Genomic DNA, 22472 nt, shown 5'->3' with positions numbered 1-22472 from the left:
AAAATGAGTAGAATTAACCCAGCAGTTATCGAAGAATTAAGAAGACAATCCCATGATACTTTAATAGATATCAGAGAAAACATAAAAGACAATCGTCATTGAATGGTCTTTCCTTTTAATGTTTATAGTTCATATATCCCTGATACTGAAACAGGATGAAAACCTAATAATGCCAAACCCAGTGATTATGGTAGTTATTCAAGAATATTTGATAATATGGAAAGTACTATAGCTCAATGACAAGATAGTTTAAAAATAGTCCAAAAATATAAAGGTGAAGAAATTAATATTTTAACGATTGATGATTTTAATAAACAACCAATTAACTCAACTATATGAGTAAATAATGAAACACCTTTTGCTATAAAATTAAAAGATGAAAATAATAATATTTATTGAAAATTAATTGATGGTGAAAATATTTATGATATTAATAGAATGTTAGAATACTCAAATCAATATAAATTAAGTTATTTTATTAATAATGATAATAAAGCCGATAATTTTTATACAAAAGAAGTTAAAGTTGGTAAATATTGAGATGCTTATATGATTGATGATAGAAGTTCAATTCAATTTGGTGAAGCAAAATTTGAAAAAGTATTTACTCAACAATCAACTGAAAGACAATATACTTTATTAATTTTAGATGAAGATGTAAATAAATTAAATATTAATGATTATTATAATTTTTATACTGTATTTAATGATCGTGGTTTAAATATTGGTGGTGGTGATATTAATTCTGCACCACAAGATAGACAATGATTATATCCATCAAATGTTATTAATTATTATTCACCTTATGATGGTAGTTTTTTATGACAAGAAATTACCTTTTCAAGTATTAATGACAAAATTAGTAATAGTGGTTTATCAGTGCGACAATTTATTCAAACATCAGCACCCGGTGAAGGTTATTGTTTTCCTAAAATAACTTATGATGGAAAATTAAATAAAGGAATTATTGAATTAGATGATATTTTATTAAAAGACCCAGGTGTTAGAGCAATGGCAGTTAAATTTTATGGTAATCCTATCTTTTTTGATATGCCAGTTATTGGTCGGAAAATTATTAAAGGTCAATTTAATCAAAAAGTTATGAATTCCCGTGATTTATTAATGTATAACATATATCCTTGCCCACCTGACAAAGTAAATACTTATGCTGCTCCAGAAGTAAGTTGATATAACTTTCAAGGTATTCAACCAACAATGATAACTGGTTTTAAAGATTGAAAGCAAGATATGGAAAGTAGATACGACTTTTGAAATCAAAAAAATAGTGAGGGAATTGTAATAACCGATAAAGCGAGTTCAACAGCAACTAATCCTAAGGTTGGCACAACTATTCATAAAGAAGATAATAACTCTAAATTTTATTGGTCTAAAAATTGAATGATTACTCCACCTGATAAAGTAAAAGTAAATAATTAAGATGTTAATAATATTATTAGTACCCAAGCATCATCATATTTTAGAAGAAAAGATGAATTTGGTAATACTGTCGGACAAGTTCAAATTGAATATAATAAAATGGGTGTTTGTAATGTTTGAGATATTTTAAATATGAATAATTTTATTAATCGCCAAATTACAGTATTACCTTTAAACTATACGCAAAAATTAGTTTTTAACCCTTTTACGATACCAGGTGGAGTTGGTAAGTTCTTAAACTTTATTTCATTTGGTATTCCCTGAGGATGAGTAATTAACCAAGATGAAAAAACTTGACCTAATTTTCAATGACTTAATGGCTTTATGAGTGCAAATATTTATAGTTTCTATAATGATGCTTTTTGGTCTGAAAAATCAAAAGGTAAAGGTTATTTACCATTTGAAATATTTAGAGAACAAGGAAATGATAAAGTTGGTGCTATTTTTGGAGCAAATGCTACTAGCTTAGGTTTTACAACTTTATTAACAGATAAAATACAAGGTACTATTTTAACTAAGGATGGTAAACCAACAGAAGAATTAGTTTATTCAACATATAATTTAAAACAATTAAATGAAAAAACAAATAGAGTTTATTTAATTAATGAACAAACCAAAGCAATTGATGCTCAAACACCAGTTAGTGATAGTGAAAAAGATAATAATTGCGAATTCTTACAAACACCCGATGGAACAAATTGTAGTTATATTATTGATATGTTTTCAATTCAAGCATTATATAAAGGTAATTTTGAAATTATCTTTTATGCTGACAACCCATATACAAATAATGAAGAAGATTATTTACGCTTATCAGTATGAAGTTTTAGAGGTAAAACAAAAAGTACATTAAATAATTATTTACGCGATATGACAACTAATTATAAAACTAGCTTCTTACTCCCACACGATTATGAAATACCAACATTTAATTATCCAGAATATGTTCTTCCACCAGTACCATATAACTATAAACCTTATACAAAAGATATTATGCCTTCTGATGCAGTACTACCATTAAAAACCAAAATTACAGCACCAGTACAATGTAAGAAAGCACAAAATTATGGAATTCCTGTTAATTTATTTTCTGATGAATTTAATGAGGGTTATTATGAAACTGAAATTGATTTAAAACAAATTGACCCAACAATTCAAAGTATAGATAAATTTATTAGTGTTTATAAAACTATTGAAATAAGTAATCTAAGTAATTTACAAGTTGAATGTTCTCCACCAAATATAGAAAATTTTATTCCTAATAGAGATATTAATCTATTGGGTGGTCGTTATGGTTGCGATTTTAATAGTGGTTTATTGTCTAATATAACTTTAAAAAGAGAAGGATTATCACAAACTGATAATATTAATTTTGATAATACAATAACTTTATATACTGATAATATAAAAGCAAATGTTATTCAAAAATTCGCTACTGCCTATACTAATGGTTTATCTAGTGGAAATTATAAAAGCATTTATTATACAGAAAAAAGTGGAGCAATTAATTTTTTACTTCAAACAACAAAATTATCTAATAATGATAATGATAAAATTAAAGAAACATATTTACAAGCATATTATACTAATGATGTTAAATTAAAAATTAGATTTTCAAAAGTATTATTTGCTCAGTTATGATTGTTGGCTCAAATTAATTTAAGTTATGCAGGTAATAATAAAAATATTACAATAAATATTAATAATCAAAATGTTTTAGATATTAGAAATGATAGTAATAGTCCTGTTAAAATTACAATAAATCCAAGATAAATAGAAAAAGTGCTCAATGCACTTTGTTTTTTTATTCTCCATTAATTTTTACATTACCGTTATTACCGGCAATTAAGTTGGGTAAATTTTGTTCTTCACCATTTCAACGATAAACTGATTTAATATAATTATTTTTACTACCTCAGGGAATTTTTATATCTTTTGAAGAAATACATGTTGTTAAAACTGGAAAACTAGCACCAATATAAAAATATAAAGATAAGAAAAAATTATTTAATTTATCAATATTTTTTTCTTTTCCACCCTCTAATTTTGTATTATTATTAAATTTACTTACATATCATTTTTCATTTTTATCAACACGCCATACTACATAATATCATTTATTATCAACCTCATTAAATGGTTTTTCTTGTGGTGCTATTCATTCTAAATTGTTTCTTATTTCTTGGTTAGTAGTATTTATTTTATGTTTTTCTTTTTGTTCTTTTAATTCATCCTCGCTATATTGTTTATTACAAGCAACTAAACTGGTTGTACTTGTTCCAATTAAGGTTATTGTTGATAAAAGACTTAATATTTTTTTCATTTATTTTAAATCTTAACTATTTTTCAATATCTAAAAAACAGTTGCTTCACCAGTATAAATTGTTGAGTCACTTGAAAATACTGTAATCCTTTTTTTATTATTATTGTATAAATCATCAATAATATTTTTAATTCCTATCTTAGTTATATCTAATTGAGGATTTTTATCTTTTAAAAAATCTTTAATTTGTTGTTCGGTTAGTAATCCTTTTTCATTATTAATTTTAACTGTTCCTAAAATAGGATTTGAAATAATTTTAGATAATTCATTTATTTTATTTAAATTGTTATTTTCTAAATCTATAATTTTTATTCTATAAACATGAATAGTGTTATTTAAATCTTTTCAATTAAACCTAACAAAATTATCAGTACTACTAAAATCAATAACTGATGCTGGTTTAAAGCTTAGTAATTTAATCGATATAGCATTATTATTATTATTTTTATTATTTACAAAGTAAATATTTTTATCATTTATATAATATTTATTATTTCTATTATCAAAACCTAAAAATCTAATATAACTTTCATTTTCATTAACTCCATATATTTTTTCAATAATTGATTTACGTTTACCATTTTCTATAATTTGATAGAAAACACTAACACCACTATCAGTTTCTGTATTATGTTCTTCTTTTTGATAAGGACTAGCGGCAATTGTTGTTGGTACAGCAGTTCCACTAATAGTTAATACACTTAATAAACTTAAAAGTTTTTTCATTTTGTATAATTTCCTTTCTTTAATCTTGAAACTTTTTATCAAGATATAATTGCATTATATATATATATATATATATAAGCAAGCAAAATATTATGAATTATTTTAAAAATTTATCTTGAAAAATAGCTCTTATGACGCGTTTTAAGGGATAAATTAGCAATGAAATATATTAAGTTTAGTTATATATAATATATAAAAAGTATCTTTAATTTTGTCGAAAACTCTTGATATTTATAAAATATACCTAAAATTAGGTATATTTTTAATATATAGAGGTAAATAAATGATGAAAAAAATAATTACAGAATTAATAAATAGCTTAACAGATGATCAATTTTTAGAATTTTATGAAAAAATAAAACAACAAGCAGACTTAATTAAAAAACAAAAACGTTTAAATGAAATTGATCAAAAATTTAGAGATAAAGGCATTATATGTCCTAATTGCAAATCTTTTCATTGTGTTAAAAATGGTCATAATTCCGAAGGAAAACAAAAATATTTATGTAAAAAATGTCGTGCTAGTTTTGATGCATTTCGTCATCATTTTACTTATTGAAGTCATTTAAATTATGAACAGTGAAATTTATTAATTCAAATTTCATTGTTAGGACAATCTAGTAAAATAATTTCTCGTTTTATTAAAACAACCCCAAAAACCGCTTGATATAATCGACAAAAATTAATGCAATCAAAACAATTAGAAAATACACAGTTAAAATTTAAAAAATTAAATGGTCAAATCCAAATGGATGAAACATTTATTAAAGAAATTCATAAAGGCAATTTTAAAGATAAATTTGATAAACGAAAAACTCATCTCGATCCATTTTCAACTGATACCAAATGCTGTATTCAAATGGCGGTTGATAGCAATAATAATATTTTTGTTCAATCCACCAATACCAAAAGATTACAAAAACAATGGATTATTGAAAATATGAATAAGCAACTAATTAAAGAAAAATCAATAATTATTTCTGATATGCAACCACTATATTTATTAGTAGCAAAACAAACAAATTCTACTCTATATTCCACCAAAACTAGTACAAACCCTGATACTAGTTATCAAAAGTTAAATAAGATTAGTAAATTACAATCCAGTCTTAAAGAAGCCTTAATTCATTATCATGGTTTGGGTTTCACTAATATTCAAAATTATTTAAAGCTCTGAAAATGAAAATACCAACACAAAGGTTTAACACCAAACCAACAATCAACGGTATTATATTTTAACGTTTAAAAAATTTAAAGCAAAATCATAATCTTACACAAAATTAGTTTTCAAATTGTCATATTGATGATTTTTTTTATTTCATCAAGAGTTTTCGACAAAATTAAAGAAGATTTTGATATTGGTTGTGGAATTGTTGTATCATCTAGTAAAGGTGTTTCAGGTTGGTATATTGACACAAATGGTCTTATTAGTTCTTTTGAAAATATAAAAATAGGTAATTTAAAAATTAAAAGAAAATTGGTGAGTTAATAATGAAACAAGATAAAACAACTTGATTAAAGGGTGCCTTACCTTGAAATTGATTTAAAAAAGACCTTATTCCGACTTATAATTGAACTCATAAAGATATTAGATAATTAGAAAGAAAATATAAAATTCGTAGTTGAGTAGTTAGTTTTTATACATTGATATTTTTAGCATTAAATTGTTGATTAGAATATGGCATGATCAATGCAATAAAAGATAATATTAATTGATATAATTATGGTCAATATTGAGGTAATGTAATTGCTATTTTATTAACACCTTTATTTACACACGGAATTCAGGGTATATTTGTTGCTAGTAGTAAACCCAAAGTAGATATGAAAATTGATATTCCACGATTAAAAATATCTAAAATGGGATTAGTATTTACAATTTTACCTTTAATTACTTTAATAATTTCTTTAATTATTATTTGAATTGATAAATCAAAATGAAAAAAAGACCATTTAAGACATTGCTTAGATTGTCGAATTAATTCTCGTGTTATTCAACCAAGAATAGCAAAACAATGAAATAATTTGGATGGTATAACAGAAGAAATATTTAAAAATATGCAAGATGAATATACTAAAAAACAAGAAGAAAATAACAAAGAATTAAATTTAAAATAAACTATATATAGGGGCGGTTGATATTTTTGGGTGGTTATATAGTTTAATTTATAAATTATTTTGTTCTGAAAGAATGGATGGCCACTGTTTGAGTAAGGATAAGAAAGGAAATAAAGAAATGGAAATTAGTAATGAAATAGTAATTGCTTTACTTGTGTTAGCGGGTGCTGGTGGAATGGGTAGTCTTGGTATTCTTGGATTATCTGCTAAAAAAATTAAAAAATATAAAGCAGAAATTAGAGAATTAAGAACTGCTGTTATTGCTCACGAAAAACATTTACGAGGACCTGATTATGCAACAGAATTAGCATTAAAAACAGGTCAAATTAAAAATGTTAAAAAACAAGTTAAAGTAAATGACAAAAAACAAGCACAAAAAGATGCTATTAAAAAACTAACAAATAGTATTTAAAAAAAATAACCTTAATTGGTTATTTTTTATTTTCTAATATTAAGTCTAAATTTTTAACTTTACAAATAACTAAATTATTTTTTCCATAATTATTTTTATAATATTCTCAGTATTCAGTTGAATTAATATCTACATCTTGTTTATCAATCCCAATTATATATTCACCACGAGGGTTTTTACAAGGGCGATTACCTTGTTCAGATCGATAACATAAAATATAATTATTCATATTCTTTATTTCCTTTATAATGTGTTATATAAAAGTTAATAAGATATTCTATTTTTTGATAATAAGTATTAAAATTTAATTCATTTCAAACTTTTTCTTCGTTTTTATTTAAGTAAATATTAACATTCCTAATTTTGCAAGAATAATATTTTCCAGTTTTTTGATTATATGAATGTTTCATAATATTAACTTTCATAATTAGCAATAATAATTGCATCTCGTAAATGATTACTTATTTTATCATTATTATATTTTCAACCTTTACCATATTGATAAGTTAAATTAGTATCTTTATCAAATTTTCATATACAACTATCATTATATTTACTTAAATTTTCCATATTTTTAACAACTGATTTAGTATGTTTAGGTGATACCCAATTATAACTAACTCAAGTATTTTCAATCGCACCCAGTAATCTTAATAAATCATCTCTATCTTTACTAGCATTAGCAGATGTATATAAACAATCTTCAATATTTAATCCTTTTGGAAAAAGTTCACCTTTATTTTTTACATAATAATCTGAATATAAATATTCATCTATAAATTCATCAATAAATTTATAATGTTCTTTTCAATATTTACTAGTAAATTCATTTTGTTTAATTAATTTATTATTTTCATATATAACAATAGCAGTAGTACCAGTTCCTGATGGGTCAATACCTATTTTTATCAAGTGGCTCATTCCTCATCGTTATTATTATTAACTGCTTTTACTAAATTTGAAATATCTTCTTCTTTAACTACATTATCGTTTATTTCCACTATTTCATCATTAGGTGGGGTATTATAATTTATATTATTTGATAAAGTTTCATCGTTAATATGCCTCTTATTTTGGGTGAAAGTAGCATCATTATCAATATAAATCTTTTCATCATTAGTTGTAATAACTGCTTGATCTGATTTATATGCTTGTTGTAATTCAACTGACATAATACCTCATTTTCTTAATAATGATGTTAATACGGTTTTAAGGGCCATTTCATCAAAACTAGCAATATAAAATGATTTATTTTTAGCATAAGTTTTAGAATATTTCATAAAATGATTTTCCATTTGTTCTTTGGTCATATATAAAGTTTTTCCAAAACCATTAACCATTTTAAAGTATGCTACATAACCAATAATTGGTAATTTTTCTCTTTCATCTTCATTTTGAATTCAATTAAAACTAGTTCCTTTTAAACGATCATAATTTACTAATTCATTTTCTCTAACATCTGATACTGACATATCTAAATATTGACCACTTCTTTGTGCTAATTGAATATAACCTTTATAACCCATTTGAAATTGAGCTTGATTAATTCATTCTTGGATTTCGCGACCGTTAATAATTCTTGTTATTTTTGTGTTATATGGCACTACATAAGCATAACCAAATTGTTTTTCCATTGGTAAATTTAATAAAACTCCTTGATAACAAGCAGTCATAATTGTTTTTGGATCTGCTTTTTGTAATAATTCATTACTATTTGATATTGCAACTATATTACTTTTAAATCTTGCAATTTCATTTTCATTAGAAAATTTACTTTTTATTCATTCTGTTGCTTTATCTGTTCTTAAAAATTCAACAATATTTGCCATATTATTTTTCTCCTTTATTTATTTTAAAATTAATACCTTTAACCTCAATTAAATTAATATCTTTATTACTATCTCACTGATCTTTAATTTCATTTTTAACAATTTGTTCATCAACAACTAAATAATTTTTAATAAGATTAATAAGTTCTAATTTATCAGCATTTTGTAAAAAATCATCATTAATACCAATAACCTCAATATCTTTAATTAATAATTTTTCTTTCCGAAAATTACTAGTAATAATTTTTAATTCTTGCTCTTGTTTTGCTACACTTTTAATTTCTAAAAATTGTTCTTTTTTATGAGTTTCAATAATTTCATTTTGTTTTTGAAATTGAATATTAATAACATTATTTTTTAAAGAATCATGATTATTCTTAATATTATTTTCTAAATTCAAAATATCTTTTCTAATAAAATTTAATTCATCTTTAAAAGATTTTATTAATTCTAATGGTTCTCTAAAAATATAATCAATTTTTGAAACTACTAATTTTAAATCTTTTAGTGATTGTGATTTATATTCTCCATTTATTAATCAAGCTTGTTGTCGATATATAAATTCTGCTAATTCTTGTCCATTTTCATCAATTCATTTTTTAATTGTTAATGCTTTTAAACTTAATTCTTTAAAATTATTTCCTTTTAAATAAAATGGATACGTAATATTTTTAACTTCATTATTTAATTTTAAATCTGCCATAATTAAATTTCCTCTAATTCCATTTCATTAATTAAATTATCAATATATTCATAAGCACTTTCTTCTGAATGACATTCTTCTAATGCCATATTAAATAAATCTTCTTCAGTATAAACATAACCATTTTCATCTTTTCACATACTAATTTACCTCGTTCTTTGCTATTAATATTTCTATTAATTTTCTTCCTTTTTGTTATTTAATATCAAAATAAGTTATTTCTTGATTTAATAAATGTGCTTCTTCATTTTTAATTAAATTAATATCATCATTAATATTTTCTTTTTGCCCTGTTTTATTATCAAATATATTAATACAAAAATCATTGTACATATATATTGATATTAGATTTTTGATTGTCATATTTACCTCCTATTTTTAACTCGCTGGCACTCACTCCCAAGTGAAAGTGCCAAAGCGAGAGTTAGTTATATAATTAAGTATTTATCTATTTATTTACTACGCCATCCGCTTCACTGCGGGTGAGCGGTGGCGGTATGTTTTATTGTTTAATGTTTAATAATCGACAGTTGTTTTTATAAGATAATGCCAGAGAATTCTCTCTCTTCATCCGCACCATTTCAGGTCAAAGCGTTCAGTTTTTAAAATAAATTCACTTGCACCTTGAAGAGCCTAATGCTGGCTTTGTGGTTTTTAAAACCTCTGTCATCCTCTAATGGGATAATATCTATCGCAAATTTATTTATAAAGTGGCCATCTCAATATTTATTGTCGTTTGATGTTGACCTCGCACTTATCACGACTATCGCTTGTTAAAGCGTCTATTATTTACGGACTGATTACCGCTGGGCTAGACCGCCTCATGTGGAATAAAAACACTTAGTTATTTAAAATAACCGTCCCACACTGCATTAAGTTGTTTTATAAAATCAAAGTTTAAAAGAACCAGTTTCATAATCAAAGATAATTTTTGAATTTTCTAGTTTTTGATAAAACTGTTTTTGTGTTTTATCTTTTATTTTATTTAATAAATATTTATGTTTTTCACAAGTTCATAAAACTTTATTTGATAAAAATTCTTCGGTAATGAATGATACTGCTTTATAGCAATCATTAACATCACATATTTTTTGTTGTTTAATTATCATTACCTCCTTTTAGGGATTTTTTATTTCAAATAAAAAAACAACCCTAACAAGAGTTGTTTTTTGGAGCTTCATCGTACATTATACGATAATTAAAAAAATACTAATGCTACCTTTTGGGGTAAATTAGTATTTTTATTTTTGTTTATTTTGCTGGTTTTTGATAAACTGATGCTTTTGTTTTGTTTCGTCCAAATTTTTCAAACTTAACAATCCCATCGATTAAAGCAAATAAGGTATCATCCCCACCACGCCCAACATTTACTCCTGGGTGAACTTTTGTTCCGCGTTGACGATAAATTATTGATCCAGCTCGAATTCCTTGGCCATCAGCTCTTTTTGCGCCTAAACGTTTTGAATGTGAATCACGACCATTTTTAGTCGACCCTACTCCTTTTTTTGAAGCAAATAACTGTAAGCCTAATAAGAACTTCATCATTATTCTTCAACCTCCTTTACACTAATAAATTCTTGGTATTGCTGATAAATTGTTAAAAATTGATAATACATCGTTTGTAAAATAACTTGTAAATCAGAACTATTTTCTTTTACGATGATAGTAATTAATCCTTCATTAATAACAAATTCACAACTATTTGGTTTAATTTGATCAATTGCATTTAAACCACCTGTTGCAATTCCTGTTATTGCTGCACAAACAAGGTCTTTACCATATTCACCTGCCTGTGTATGACCAGTAATTTCAATTTTTGTAAATTTTTGTTCAGTTTTATTAATTATAATTTTAATCATAATTATTTATCATTTTTTTCTGTTTTTGTTACTGGTTTTTTTGGTGATGTTGTTGTTGAAGTTTTTGCAGCAGGTTTCGCCGCAGTTGTTGATTTTACTGTTGCTGGTTTTGCTGCTGGTGCTGGTTTACTTACCACAGGTTTCACAACCGGTTTTGGTTCAGCACTCGTTGCAGGTTTTGCTAATGCTGCTGGTTTAAATGCTGGTTTAACTGCTGCTGGTTTAGTTTCTGCTGCTACAGCTGGTTTTGCTGTCCCTGACAATAAAATTTGGTCAATTTTAATTTTTGTGTATGGCTGACGATGACCATACTTCTTATGTTGTGTTTTCTTTGGTTTATAATGAAACACAACAATTTTCTTTTGTTTTCCTTGTTTTAAAATTGTCCCGGTTACTGATGCCCCTTTTAAAAAGGGAGTTCCCACTTTTCCATCAACCATTAAAACTTCGGTAAAATTAACTTTTTCACCTTCGTTACCGTTTAACATTTCAACAAATATTTCATCACCTTGAGAAACACGTAATTGTTTCCCCCCAGTTTTAATTATTGCAAACATTTTTACACCTCCAGTTTATACTCGCCTTGTAAGTAGATAAGTATTACATATCCTTTAGGTACTTAAAAGTCAAAGAGCGGTTGAAACTGAAACAACCATAATTAATTATATCGTTATCTTGAAAAAATTCAATAAATATTTTATTTTTTAATTGTGAAAACCACAGACATTTAAGAATTTAGTTCATACCGTTAATAAAATTATAACATTAAAATAAAAAACTGCCATTAATTTTTGGCAGTTATAAATTAAATTAGAATGATAATACCATATTTGGGCCAGCAATAGTACAATGGCCACTTTCAAGTACATCCAGTCCAATTATTGCGTCAAATCCTTGGCTGGAAATATGTTCATTTCCGTGAACCATTGTAATCTTAGTTACAAATGAACTTGGGAATACTCGAGATTTTAATCCCTCAGGTGTTGATACTATTCCTTGTTGAAGGTCAGTTGGTAAATGTAAAGCAACCATATATGTATAAAATTCATCTTCTGAATTAGAACCAGTAGAAACTTTCATTTTTCCTCTTGACTCAAGTTTTAATTTTTCAACAATTTTAGTTGATATAACAGAATTTGTTGCACCAGGTATCTATTAAAGCTTTACAAAAAAAACCATCCTTTAAATTAATTTCTTTGTTGGAAATGGAAGTAACGACTAAATCAACTTCGAATCTTCTATTTTTAAGTGACGTTCAAATTTTAGGCATAAAAACTTAATCCCACATATCCAAAATTATTCATTTTTGGATCTAAATCACTAATTTTTTGAACGATGAATTTTTTATCACTTAAATTTTCTAATGAATAAATATTAGCTTCATCATAATTAGAAAATTTTGCTACAAATTTTTTATCCGAAATTATAACAATATCCTCATTTTTTAAATTATATTTTTTAATTAATTCATTTTTATTATCATTAAATCATTTAAAATTTTCGTCAATATAATTCTTATTTTCACTTTTACTCATTTCACATCAACTCCTATTACATATTAATTATAACTTATTTTTTTAATTTTTAAATAATTTAAACCTTTAATTTTGTCGAAAACTCTTGATATTTATAAAATATACCTAAAATTAGGTATATTTTTAATATATAGAGGTAAATAAATGATGAAAAAAATAATTACAGAATTAATAAATAGCTTAACAGATGATCAATTTTTAGAATTTTATGAAAAAATAAAACAACAAGCAGACTTAATTAAAAAACAAAAACGTTTAAATGAAATTGATCAAAAATTTAGAGATAAAGGCATTATATGTCCTAATTGCAAATCTTTTCATTGTGTTAAAAATGGTCATAATTCCGAAGGAAAACAAAAATATTTATGTAAAAAATGTCGTGCTAGTTTTGATGCATTTCGTCATCATTTTACTTATTGAAGTCATTTAAATTATGAACAGTGAAATTTATTAATTCAAATTTCATTGTTAGGACAATCTAGTAAAATAATTTCTCGTTTTATTAAAACAACCCCAAAAACCGCTTGATATAATCGACAAAAATTAATGCAATCAAAACAATTAGAAAATACACAGTTAAAATTTAAAAAATTAAATGGTCAAATCCAAATGGATGAAACATTTATTAAAGAAATTCATAAAGGCAATTTTAAAGATAAATTTGATAAACGAAAAACTCATCTCGATCCATTTTCAACTGATACCAAATGCTGTATTCAAATGGCAGTTGATAGCAATAATAATATTTTTGTTCAATCCACCAATACCAAAAGATTACAAAAACAATGGATTATTGAAAATATGAATAAGCAACTAATTAAAGAAAAATCAATAATTATTTCTGATATGCAACCACTATATTTATTAGTAGCAAAACAAACAAATTCTACTCTATATTCCACCAAAACTAGTACAAACCCTGATACTAGTTATCAAAAGTTAAATAAGATTAGTAAATTACAATCCAGTCTTAAAGAAGCCTTAATTCATTATCATGGTTTGGGTTTCACTAATATTCAAAATTATTTAAAGCTCTGAAAATGAAAATACCAACACAAAGGTTTAACACCAAACCAACAATCAACGGTATTATATTTTAACGTTTAAAAAATTTAAAGCAAAATCATAATCTTACACAAAATTAGTTTTCAAATTGTCATATTGATGATTTTTTTTATTTCATCAAGAGTTTTCGACAAAATTAAAGATTTAAACCTAAAATAGCTAAAACAACATTCAGCTGCATTTATCATATCCAATTTATTTACACCAGGTTTTTCATCGCGAATATTAGTTTTCTCATTATTAATACAGTTAAATAATTCTTGATATAAATAACCATTCTTTTTTACTAATATTTCTTTGTCATTAAATGTTTTAAAAACATCTAAATTCTCACTAAAATAAATTTTTCCTTCGGCTAATAATCTTTTTCATTTATAATGTCGGTCTTGTACACTTCATCCTTTTGTTCCAGTAACTAAAATAGTAGAAAATCTTGTAATATCTAAATCCATATTTTTTCAATCATTATTTTCAAGTAGTGTTTTTCTAACAAAATGGCCAACTGTACGAGCATCATGTCCAATCCGATAGTTAAATTATTCTTTTAAATTATGATAAATTTGTGATCAACTATTAATTTTATTAACCATACTATCAACTTTTTCAGTCATATCCTTAAATTCTGTACTTGATATTGATTGTTCTTCAAGAATATAAATTCCTTCAATAAATTCTTCCTTATCAAATTCAAATCCTATTAAAATTTGAGTGGCATCATCTTGCCCTTTTATACTATCAGCATAATCTGCACCAATTTTAATTTTAGTAAATCAATATTTGTTCATATCTTTTCAATAAAATTCTTTTGGATTAAAAAATTTGGCACCAGTAATTAAGTCTTTTTTGTAACTATAACGTTCAGGATTAAATTGACGCTCTCCCCCACGAAATAGTGAATCATATACTTCTGGTTTATTTTCATTTAATCAATTTCCTAAATCAAATACTCTTTGATTAAGATTTTTGTTATTTACTTTTGTAGTACCTCTGACAACTGTCACACCAATATCATTCATAAAAGTTTGATCATTAAAATATGATATATCATTATCATCTAGTTATTTTTGGACTTCCTCTGTTAATGGAAAAATAGATTGGACGAATGTTTCATAAATAATATGATCAGCATTATGATTGTTAAAGCCAAAAATAATAATCTGTTCTTTTCGTAATTCCATTGTTACATCATCATCTGAATAACATAATTGTGGAACTACTTCTCTTGTAGTTGCAATATTTTTCCCACGTGAAATTTGAATTATCATATTGAATAATCGATACATGTATTCGTTTTCATCTAAAATTGTTGCATCTAGCGGAATTACCTCTTCTAAACCAAAAAAGGCATATTCCCCTACTGATGCATCTTGTCCTTCTCAAGTACTTCCGTTGTCAAAACCAACAACTTTAATTATTCTGCCATTCGGTCAAATATATTCAAATCTAGTGTCACTAACTTTTTTCTTTATTATTTTTTCTGAAATAGCTTCTTTGATTGTGACTCCATATTCTTCTAAATCATTAATAACTCTTGTCATTTTCTTATCGTAGTTATCTTTGGCTGATATGTAAGTATATCTTGCCAGTAGACAATTTCAATCTAAAAAATTGCATGTATAAAATAACGCTAATAAACAAATAAGATAAGATTTTCCAAACCCTTTTGCCCCAGTTAAAATTTTAAATATTGCTGATTTCGATATTGGCTCACAAAATTTAGCAATAAAAATTTTAGCTAATGCGTCAATGTTAAAATTACAGTTTTGTTCATCTCAATTTAAGTTAATTATTTCTTTTGTTTCCATGCCAATATAGATGCACTATTTTTCTTAAAAAGTCAATAAAATTACGCGCGAGCGCACTATGTTTTCAAAAAAAATTTTTCTTGCGGCGAATTCTAAAAGTATGGAGTACTCTACAATTATTCAAATCTTTAAATCTTCATTCCATTCTGATTTACAGATATACATAATTCTCCACTATTTTTAAATTGGAGTCAAGGAAAATCTTTTTTTAGAAAACATGTGCGCGAGCGCTCGTGGATTTTGGCAAATAAAAACCCTTATAATATAAGGGATATTAATGATCTAGATTGATCAGTGCTATCAAATAAACCAATTGCAAATTTAACTGTCTCATTATATTCATCAGTTAATTTAAACTCTCATAATCCATAACCCGAGATTGAACTAACTAATAATTCAGTGATATAAGATGGAGATTGTAACTTGAATTCGCCTTTGTTAGTAAGACTATCATTGTAATAATCAAATTCAATTTTGCCACTACCATAGCTAGAGTATAATTGTTTGACTTCTTCATCTAAATTAGTAATTCGATGAGCTAAGTATTTTGAATAGCTACCATTAGCTAACTGTTGATCTAAAGGCATTGTGGAAGGAATCGAACTAGTTTCTAACGAATTATTAATTTCCGGAAATGAAAAGTTATTATAGTCTAATTGATAAATATAGTTTTTTGAAATTATATATTGGTTAAATTCAAAGCTATTTTCAGTAAAAATACCATAATTTGATTTTAATTTAACAACTATATCTTTATATTCATAATAGTCAGTTGCATCTGGACTTTCTAATGGATTAGTAACCTCAAAATAATATGGTAATAAAATTTTGTAATCGTCATTATCTCCTTTATTAATACAATAATTTGATTTTAAATTACTTGATAACATAGCTAATGCATTTTCAATTCGATTAACCATACTTTTATTTTCTAAAACTACTGTAGGATTTCTTTTTTTTCATGCTATTCATAAATTTGTTACTACTGCATATCTATCTTGACCTTCAAATAAAGTTCTAATTTTATAAATTTTTTCATTATCTATTACTTCTACTCATTGATTATCATTTTTTATAAGTTTAACTGCGTGTTCAAATTCTCTATCTTTTCAGTAACTGTATGTTAACATTGTTTTAAGTAACTCAAAAGCATCTGAAGAAGGAGTTGCACCATCGGGAATAATTTCAAGATTAATAATTGAATTCAATTTTGTTGTTTCTTGATATGGTACTAATCCATATGATGCAATTGATTGATATAAACTTTTAGCAGTACTATCAGAATTTGAAAAATCTGAATTAGGAAAAATTGTAACTTGATCTAAGTTTAATTCAAAAACTTTATTTCGACTAGTAAAAGGATTTTTTTGATAATAAGCTGTTCCAGTTCCACTATCAAAAGCCGGAACTTGATCATTTCCATCATAAACGGCATTAAATTTAATTCTTTTTGCTTTAGCAATTTGAATTGACGAGGGTGGTTGTGAACCACCAAGTTGTAAAAAATCTTGTAATGAAAACTCTTGATTGTATTTAATACCTTTTGAATCCAAAAAAGTGAAAATATCTTTTAAAGGGATAATTTGATTACCATTTCAAAAATCTGTCATCGAAATATTTGGTTCCAATTGCCATGGAAAAACTAATTTCGGAAAAAGGACTGTTCCATCTTTTGCAATCAAATTAGGAACTTTCCCCTGTTTATTTTTTAATTTTAAATTACCAACATAACAACCATTGGGAGACGTAAAACTTAATTCAGTAATTTTATTAGTAAATGGCTTTGATAAAATTATTTTAATTGGCGATATTTTATAAGAACTCGTTAAATCCTTAATTTCACGAAAAATAAATGATGTTGAATCATTATTATTTTCAATATTAGGAATTTCCATTTCTTGATTTACAAATTTTTCAATGTTTTCAAAATTTTCAGTTGTAATCACTTCTTTTGTCAATAAATATAAGTAATACGTATCAAATTGTTGTTCATCATTTTGAGTGGAAAAAACTAAACTAACTGTATTTTTTAAAATTGACTCAGAAGGATTAGTTGGATCTGCCAATTCATTTAAACTAAAGACATTATTTTGGGTTAAATATCCACGAATTTTTTGACCAAGTTCAATTTGTGTTGCACATATGGTTATTTTATTTGTTGAAGCTTTAATTCCATTTTTAATATTATTACCTGTTAATGAATAAAGCGGATAAATTCAATAATCTTTGACTTCATCTTCTGTATAAAATTGCGAATTATCTGCTTTTTCACGACGATTTAATTTTGCTTTAATACTTTCGACAAAATCATCGTTTAAATCATCAAATTGTTTATTTTCCATTATTAGTATCCTCCTGATTATTATTAATTGTTGGGGTATTTGTGATCATATTCATTGTTTGTAAAATATTTTTTTGGGTTGTTAAATCAATGTCTAAATCAACTGTTCCATCGCTAAAATCATAACCTTGTAATAAACTCCCTTCTTTTAAATTACATTCCTTTAGCATCATCAAAAATTTTTTTCCAAAATTTTGTAAAAAATTAACATATAACATTTTTTCGCGTTCAATAGCTGGCGATACTAAAAATTGATTGGCTTGAATTTCAGCAGTTGTTTGTTGCGCAGACTTAATTTCATCAATATTTGGTATTCCTAAATCTGTTTTAATTTCATTTCAAATATCATTCCGTGTGTTACGCATTGTTTGAATTAAAGAGTTTGGTTGCCATGTAACAACTTATTGGTTAAAAGGTAAAAAAACTTGGCCATCACCAACAATCGGTTTCATTCGAACCATTCCTTTTAATAACAAATAATTAATAAAATCATTATTATTTTTTTCTTCATTAGGATTATCTACTTGATCACTAGTAGTCATAATCCCCCCCTTTTCTCAATGAGGTAAAATAGCACTAATCTCTTCGTATTTTTCCATCATTTCTAACTTTGACTTAATTTTATGACAACGTGGTTTTTCATGTAAATCAACTGGCATTATTGCAACGGGCAAAAAACTTTGTGATAATGATTCAATTCGATCAAAACGATAATTTGCATAAGTTGCTGGCGATAATTCTTTTTTTGGTTTTTTAATTTCGCGGGTCTTTTGAATGTCCCAGACACTAAGTGTAACACTAACTTTATTATTATTAACTGAATAAACTTCAGTTAAAGTATATAATGATAAACCATGAATAATATTATCTTGATAATTAACTGAAACCTCAAATATTTCACCATTTCGAGTATTTTTATAATTAACAAAGGCTGGTAAAATAATTGGTTCAGTAATAGCAATACCATTTTTATCAACACTTTCAGTTTGCACTTTATTAATAACTAAAGGAATTATGTAAAATGAAGTGCAACAAATCTTATTAGTCAAATAATACAATAAAAATCATAAAAAATCAATTATAAATTTTTAAAAATCAAAATATTTATAGTTTTTATTTTATTTTAAGGAAAATTAAGCACACTAAAAAATAATTTATTAAATTACTTCAAATAAACCTATTTAAAATTATCTGAAAATACCTCTTTTGCTGTTTTTCAATTAAGAACAGGCCTTAATTTATCATTTATAACATTAACTACTCAATTTATTTTTTGTTGACTAACATTATTAAAATCAGTTCCCTTAGGAAATCATTGTCTAAGTTCAGAATTCATATATTGGCATCGTGTACGATGAAGCGGCAAAAAACAACTCTTGTTAGGGTTGTTTTTTTATTTGAAATAAAACAATCTTCCAAAGGAGGTAATAATAATTAAACAACAAAAAATATGTGATGTTAATGATTGCTATAAAGCAGTATCATTCATTACCGAAGAATTTTTATCAAATAAAGTTTTATGAACTTGTGAAAAACATAAATATTTATTGAATAAAGTAAAAGATAAAAAACAAAAACAGTTTTATCAAAAACTAGAAAATTCAAAAATTATTTTTGATGATAAAACTGGTTCTTTTAAACTTTGATTTTATAAAACAACTTAATGCAGGGTGGAACAGTTATTTTAAATAACTAAGTGTTTTTTTCCACATAGGCGGTCTAGCCCAGCGGTAATCAGTCCGTAAATAATAGACGCTTTAACAAGCGATAGTCGTGATAAGTGCGAGGTCAACATCAAACGACAATAAATATTGAGATGGCCACTTTATAAATAAATTTGCGATAGATATTACTTCTTAGAAGTGACGGCGGTTTAAAAACCACAAAGTCAGCATTGGGCTCTTCAAGGTGCAAGTGAATTTATTTTAAAAACTGAACGTTTTGACCTGAAATGGTGCGGATGAAGAGAGAGAATTCTCTGGCACTAACTTATAAAAACAACTGTCTATTATTAAACATTAAACAATAAAACATACCGCCACCGCTCACCCGCAGTGAAGCGGATGGTGTAGTAAATAAATACTTAATTATATAACTAACTCTCGCTTTGACACTTTCACTTGGGAGTGAGTGCCAGCGAGTTAAAAATAGGAGGAATTAAATTATGAATAAAAAATATTTATTAGTAATAAAAAGTAAATATGGTGATTTAAAAACAGAATTCTTTTATACATTAAAAGAAGCAAAAATTACCGCTAATGTTGAAAATCAACAAGAATGATTAACAACTATTATTGATTTAGAAGATAACGGTATTACATAACAAGGAGATAAATAATATGCTTTAATTTTGTCGAAAACTCTTGATATTTATAAAATATACCTAAAATTAGGTATATTTTTAATATATAGAGGTAAATAAATGATGAAAAAAATAATTACAGAATTAATAAATAGCTTAACAGATGATCAATTTTTAGAATTTTATGAAAAAATAAAACAACAAGCAGACTTAATTAAAAAACAAAAACGTTTAAATGAAATTGATCAAAAATTTAGAGATAAAGGCATTATATGTCCTAATTGCAAATCTTTTCATTGTGTTAAAAATGGTCATAATTCCGAAGGAAAACAAAAATATTTATGTAAAAAATGTCGTGCTAGTTTTGATGCATTTCGTCATCATTTTACTTATTGAAGTCATTTAAATTATGAACAGTGAAATTTATTAATTCAAATTTCATTGTTAGGACAATCTAGTAAAATAATTTCTCGTTTTATTAAAACAACCCCAAAAACCGCTTGATATAATCGACAAAAATTAATGCAATCAAAACAATTAGAAAATACACAGTTAAAATTTAAAAAATTAAATGGTCAAATCCAAATGGATGAAACATTTATTAAAGAAATTCATAAAGGCAATTTTAAAGATAAATTTGATAAACGAAAAACTCATCTCGATCCATTTTCAACTGATACCAAATGCTGTATTCAAATGGCAGTTGATAGCAATAATAATATTTTTGTTCAATCCACCAATACCAAAAGATTACAAAAACAATGGATTATTGAAAATATGAATAAGCAACTAATTAAAGAAAAATCAATAATTATTTCTGATATGCAACCACTATATTTATTAGTAGCAAAACAAACAAATTCTACTCTATATTCCACCAAAACTAGTACAAACCCTGATACTAGTTATCAAAAGTTAAATAAGATTAGTAAATTACAATCCAGTCTTAAAGAAGCCTTAATTCATTATCATGGTTTGGGTTTCACTAATATTCAAAATTATTTAAAGCTCTGAAAATGAAAATACCAACACAAAGGTTTAACACCAAACCAACAATCAACGGTATTATATTTTAACGTTTAAAAAATTTAAAGCAAAATCATAATCTTACACAAAATTAGTTTTCAAATTGTCATATTGATGATTTTTTTTATTTCATCAAGAGTTTTCGACAAAATTAAAGATAATATGTGAAAAGATGAATATGGTAAAGTTTATACTGAAGAAGATTTATTTAATTTAGCACTAGAAGAATGTCATTCAGAAGAAAGTGCTTATGAATATATTGATAATTTAATTAATGAAATGGAATTAGAGGAAATTTAAGTAATGGCAGATTTAATTAAAAATATTACTTATCCGTTTTATTTAAAAGGAAATGATTTTAAAGAATTAAGTTTAAAAGCATTACCAATTAAAAAATTAATTGATGAAAATGGACAAGAATTAGCAGAATTTATATATCGACAACAAGCTTGATTAATAAATGGAGGATATAAATCACAATCACTAAAAGATTTAAAATTATTAGTTTCAAAAATTGATTATATTTTTAGAGAACCATTAGAATTAATAAAATCTTTTAAAGATGAATTAAATTTTATTAGAAAAGATATTTTGAATTTAGAAAATAATATTAAGAATAATCATGATTCTTTAAAAAATAATGTTATTAATATTCAATTTCAAAAACAAAATGAAATTATTGAAACTCATAAAAAAGAACAATTTTTAGAAATTAAAAGTGTAGCAAAACAAGAGCAAGAATTAAAAATTATTACTAGTAATTTTCGGAAAGAAAAATTATTAATTAAAGATATTGAGGTTATTGGTATTAATGATTATTTTTTACAAAATGCTGATAAATTAGAACTTATTAATCTTATTAAAAATTATTTAGTTGTTGATGAACAAATTGTTAAAAATGAAATTAAAGATCGGTGAGATAGTAATAAAGATATTAATTTAATTGGGTTTAAAGGTATTAATTTTAAAATAAATAAAGGAGAAAAATAAT

The 22472-nt window shown here is 25.2% G+C and carries 30 protein-coding genes and 2 pseudogenes; 11 read left to right on the top strand and 21 right to left on the bottom strand.

The genetic code is table 4. From position 1 onward, the window contains the following. The first annotated feature begins 3 nt into the window (after positions 1 to 3). Both AACK91_RS07815 and AACK91_RS07810 read left to right on the top strand, forming a co-directional pair. A complete protein-coding gene (locus AACK91_RS07815) occupies positions 4 to 1437 on the top strand; it encodes a hypothetical protein (protein ID WP_338965651.1) in 1434 nt (477 codons plus the stop codon). A 99-nt stretch (positions 1438 to 1536) separates the two neighbouring features. Then, a complete protein-coding gene (locus AACK91_RS07810) occupies positions 1537 to 3210 on the top strand; it encodes a hypothetical protein (RefSeq protein WP_338965649.1) in 1674 nt (557 codons plus the stop codon). Positions 3211 to 3241: 31 nt separating this feature from the next. On the opposite strand, the gene AACK91_RS07805 is transcribed toward AACK91_RS07810, so the two are convergent. Further along, a complete protein-coding gene (locus tag AACK91_RS07805; protein WP_338965647.1) occupies positions 3242 to 3760 on the bottom strand; it encodes a lipoprotein in 519 nt (172 codons plus the stop codon). A 30-nt stretch (positions 3761 to 3790) separates the two neighbouring features. Then, on the bottom strand, positions 3791 to 4486 hold the full coding sequence (locus tag AACK91_RS07800; protein ID WP_338965645.1) for a hypothetical protein: 696 nt from the start codon (positions 4484 to 4486) through the stop codon (positions 3791 to 3793). 283 nt (positions 4487 to 4769) lie between these two features. Here AACK91_RS07800 and AACK91_RS07795 point away from each other — a divergent pair, with 283 nt between their 5' ends. The 4 genes from AACK91_RS07795 (at position 4770) to AACK91_RS07780 (ending at position 7016) form a co-directional block, all read left to right on the top strand. Beyond that, positions 4770 to 5732: an IS1/IS1595 family N-terminal zinc-binding domain-containing protein gene (locus AACK91_RS07795; protein WP_338963247.1), complete on the top strand. Its 963-nt coding sequence runs from the start codon at positions 4770 to 4772 to the stop codon at positions 5730 to 5732. A gap of 57 nt (positions 5733 to 5789) precedes the next feature. Further along, positions 5790 to 5975 (top strand): hypothetical protein, encoded by a 186-nt coding sequence (locus AACK91_RS07790; RefSeq protein WP_338963554.1) that lies wholly within the window; start codon positions 5790 to 5792, stop codon positions 5973 to 5975. A gap of 194 nt (positions 5976 to 6169) precedes the next feature. Beyond that, positions 6170 to 6604: a hypothetical protein gene (locus AACK91_RS07785; protein ID WP_338965642.1), complete on the top strand. Its 435-nt coding sequence runs from the start codon at positions 6170 to 6172 to the stop codon at positions 6602 to 6604. Between the two features lie 73 nt (positions 6605 to 6677). Beyond that, the gene (locus tag AACK91_RS07780; RefSeq protein WP_338963556.1) at positions 6678 to 7016 is read left to right on the top strand and encodes a hypothetical protein; all 339 of its coding nucleotides are present in this window, start codon (positions 6678 to 6680) and stop codon (positions 7014 to 7016) included. 19 nt (positions 7017 to 7035) lie between these two features. On the opposite strand, the gene AACK91_RS07775 is transcribed toward AACK91_RS07780, so the two are convergent. The 12 genes and pseudogenes from AACK91_RS07775 to AACK91_RS07720 form a co-directional block, all read right to left on the bottom strand. Then, entirely contained in the window at positions 7036 to 7245 is a 210-nt protein-coding gene (locus tag AACK91_RS07775; protein WP_338963231.1) for a hypothetical protein, read from the bottom strand. A 185-nt stretch (positions 7246 to 7430) separates the two neighbouring features. Beyond that, positions 7431 to 7937: a hypothetical protein gene (locus tag AACK91_RS07770; RefSeq protein WP_338965641.1), complete on the bottom strand. Its 507-nt coding sequence runs from the start codon at positions 7935 to 7937 to the stop codon at positions 7431 to 7433. Continuing rightward, complete coding sequence (locus tag AACK91_RS07765; protein ID WP_338965639.1) at positions 7922 to 8845, bottom strand: recombinase RecT; 924 nt, start codon at positions 8843 to 8845, stop codon at positions 7922 to 7924. The genes AACK91_RS07770 and AACK91_RS07765 overlap by 16 nt, the downstream gene beginning before the upstream one ends. A 1-nt stretch (position 8846) precedes the next feature. Continuing rightward, positions 8847 to 9548 (bottom strand): hypothetical protein, encoded by a 702-nt coding sequence (locus tag AACK91_RS07760; RefSeq protein ID WP_338965637.1) that lies wholly within the window; start codon positions 9546 to 9548, stop codon positions 8847 to 8849. 2 nt (positions 9549 to 9550) lie between these two features. Then, complete coding sequence (locus AACK91_RS07755) at positions 9551 to 9688, bottom strand: hypothetical protein (RefSeq protein WP_338963239.1); 138 nt, start codon at positions 9686 to 9688, stop codon at positions 9551 to 9553. Between the two features lie 55 nt (positions 9689 to 9743). After that, complete coding sequence (locus AACK91_RS07750) at positions 9744 to 9911, bottom strand: hypothetical protein (RefSeq protein WP_338965635.1); 168 nt, start codon at positions 9909 to 9911, stop codon at positions 9744 to 9746. Positions 9912 to 10420: 509 nt separating this feature from the next. Next, entirely contained in the window at positions 10421 to 10657 is a 237-nt protein-coding gene (locus tag AACK91_RS07745) for a hypothetical protein (protein ID WP_338965633.1), read from the bottom strand. Positions 10658 to 10799: 142 nt separating this feature from the next. Then, positions 10800 to 11090, bottom strand: coding sequence for a 50S ribosomal protein L27 (rpmA, locus tag AACK91_RS07740; protein WP_040093422.1), 291 nt, complete (start codon positions 11088 to 11090; stop codon positions 10800 to 10802). A gap of 2 nt (positions 11091 to 11092) precedes the next feature. After that, positions 11093 to 11407, bottom strand: coding sequence for a ribosomal-processing cysteine protease Prp (locus AACK91_RS07735; protein ID WP_338965628.1), 315 nt, complete (start codon positions 11405 to 11407; stop codon positions 11093 to 11095). A gap of 266 nt (positions 11408 to 11673) precedes the next feature. After that, positions 11674 to 11964 (bottom strand): annotated as a pseudogene (gene rplU / locus AACK91_RS07730) (50S ribosomal protein L21); the annotation flags it as partial. A gap of 253 nt (positions 11965 to 12217) precedes the next feature. Beyond that, positions 12218 to 12487: a hypothetical protein gene (locus AACK91_RS07725; RefSeq protein WP_338965625.1), complete on the bottom strand. Its 270-nt coding sequence runs from the start codon at positions 12485 to 12487 to the stop codon at positions 12218 to 12220. Between the two features lie 182 nt (positions 12488 to 12669). Beyond that, positions 12670 to 12942 (bottom strand): hypothetical protein, encoded by a 273-nt coding sequence (locus tag AACK91_RS07720; protein WP_338963634.1) that lies wholly within the window; start codon positions 12940 to 12942, stop codon positions 12670 to 12672. Between the two features lie 144 nt (positions 12943 to 13086). Between AACK91_RS07720 and AACK91_RS07715 the strand changes: the two genes are divergently transcribed. Then, on the top strand, positions 13087 to 14049 hold the full coding sequence (locus AACK91_RS07715) for an IS1/IS1595 family N-terminal zinc-binding domain-containing protein (protein WP_338963247.1): 963 nt from the start codon (positions 13087 to 13089) through the stop codon (positions 14047 to 14049). 5 nt (positions 14050 to 14054) lie between these two features. Here AACK91_RS07715 and AACK91_RS07710 read toward each other — a convergent pair whose 3' ends face one another. The 7 genes and pseudogenes from AACK91_RS07710 to AACK91_RS07680 form a co-directional block, all read right to left on the bottom strand. Beyond that, positions 14055 to 14459: a hypothetical protein gene (locus tag AACK91_RS07710; RefSeq protein ID WP_338965622.1), complete on the bottom strand. Its 405-nt coding sequence runs from the start codon at positions 14457 to 14459 to the stop codon at positions 14055 to 14057. Between the two features lie 84 nt (positions 14460 to 14543). Then, positions 14544 to 15023: a hypothetical protein gene (locus tag AACK91_RS07705; RefSeq protein WP_338965620.1), complete on the bottom strand. Its 480-nt coding sequence runs from the start codon at positions 15021 to 15023 to the stop codon at positions 14544 to 14546. A 42-nt stretch (positions 15024 to 15065) separates the two neighbouring features. Next, positions 15066 to 15545 carry a hypothetical protein gene (locus AACK91_RS07700; RefSeq protein WP_338965618.1) on the bottom strand — a complete coding sequence of 160 codons (480 nt, stop codon included), beginning with the start codon at positions 15543 to 15545 and terminating at the stop codon, positions 15066 to 15068. A gap of 524 nt (positions 15546 to 16069) precedes the next feature. Next, positions 16070 to 18154, bottom strand: coding sequence for a hypothetical protein (locus AACK91_RS07695; protein WP_338965616.1), 2085 nt, complete (start codon positions 18152 to 18154; stop codon positions 16070 to 16072). Beyond that, on the bottom strand, positions 18144 to 18518 hold the full coding sequence (locus AACK91_RS07690; protein WP_338965615.1) for a hypothetical protein: 375 nt from the start codon (positions 18516 to 18518) through the stop codon (positions 18144 to 18146). Before AACK91_RS07690 ends, AACK91_RS07695 begins: the two co-directional genes overlap by 11 nt. A gap of 36 nt (positions 18519 to 18554) precedes the next feature. Beyond that, positions 18555 to 19145: a hypothetical protein gene (locus AACK91_RS07685; RefSeq protein ID WP_338965613.1), complete on the bottom strand. Its 591-nt coding sequence runs from the start codon at positions 19143 to 19145 to the stop codon at positions 18555 to 18557. A gap of 185 nt (positions 19146 to 19330) precedes the next feature. Continuing rightward, positions 19331 to 19516 (bottom strand): annotated as a pseudogene (locus AACK91_RS07680) (IS30 family transposase); the annotation flags it as partial. An 801-nt stretch (positions 19517 to 20317) separates the two neighbouring features. On the opposite strand from AACK91_RS07680, the gene AACK91_RS07675 reads away from it, so the two are divergent. From AACK91_RS07675 to AACK91_RS07660, 4 genes are all read left to right on the top strand, one after another. Then, on the top strand, positions 20318 to 20476 hold the full coding sequence (locus AACK91_RS07675; protein WP_338965591.1) for a hypothetical protein: 159 nt from the start codon (positions 20318 to 20320) through the stop codon (positions 20474 to 20476). A 99-nt stretch (positions 20477 to 20575) separates the two neighbouring features. Then, positions 20576 to 21538 (top strand): IS1/IS1595 family N-terminal zinc-binding domain-containing protein, encoded by a 963-nt coding sequence (locus AACK91_RS07670; RefSeq protein ID WP_338963247.1) that lies wholly within the window; start codon positions 20576 to 20578, stop codon positions 21536 to 21538. A 57-nt stretch (positions 21539 to 21595) separates the two neighbouring features. Then, a complete protein-coding gene (locus tag AACK91_RS07665) occupies positions 21596 to 21781 on the top strand; it encodes a hypothetical protein (protein ID WP_338965611.1) in 186 nt (61 codons plus the stop codon). A gap of 3 nt (positions 21782 to 21784) precedes the next feature. Continuing rightward, the gene (locus tag AACK91_RS07660; RefSeq protein WP_338965595.1) at positions 21785 to 22471 is read left to right on the top strand and encodes a hypothetical protein; all 687 of its coding nucleotides are present in this window, start codon (positions 21785 to 21787) and stop codon (positions 22469 to 22471) included. Position 22472 lies beyond the last annotated feature (1 nt).

Source organism: Spiroplasma endosymbiont of Sarcophaga carnaria (assembly GCF_964019595.1).
GTDB lineage: Bacteria > Bacillota_I > Bacilli_A > Mycoplasmatales > Mycoplasmataceae > Spiroplasma > Spiroplasma poulsonii.
The sequence above is the reverse complement of the archived record's forward strand: the minus strand, read 5'-3'. Positions and strand labels throughout refer to the sequence as shown.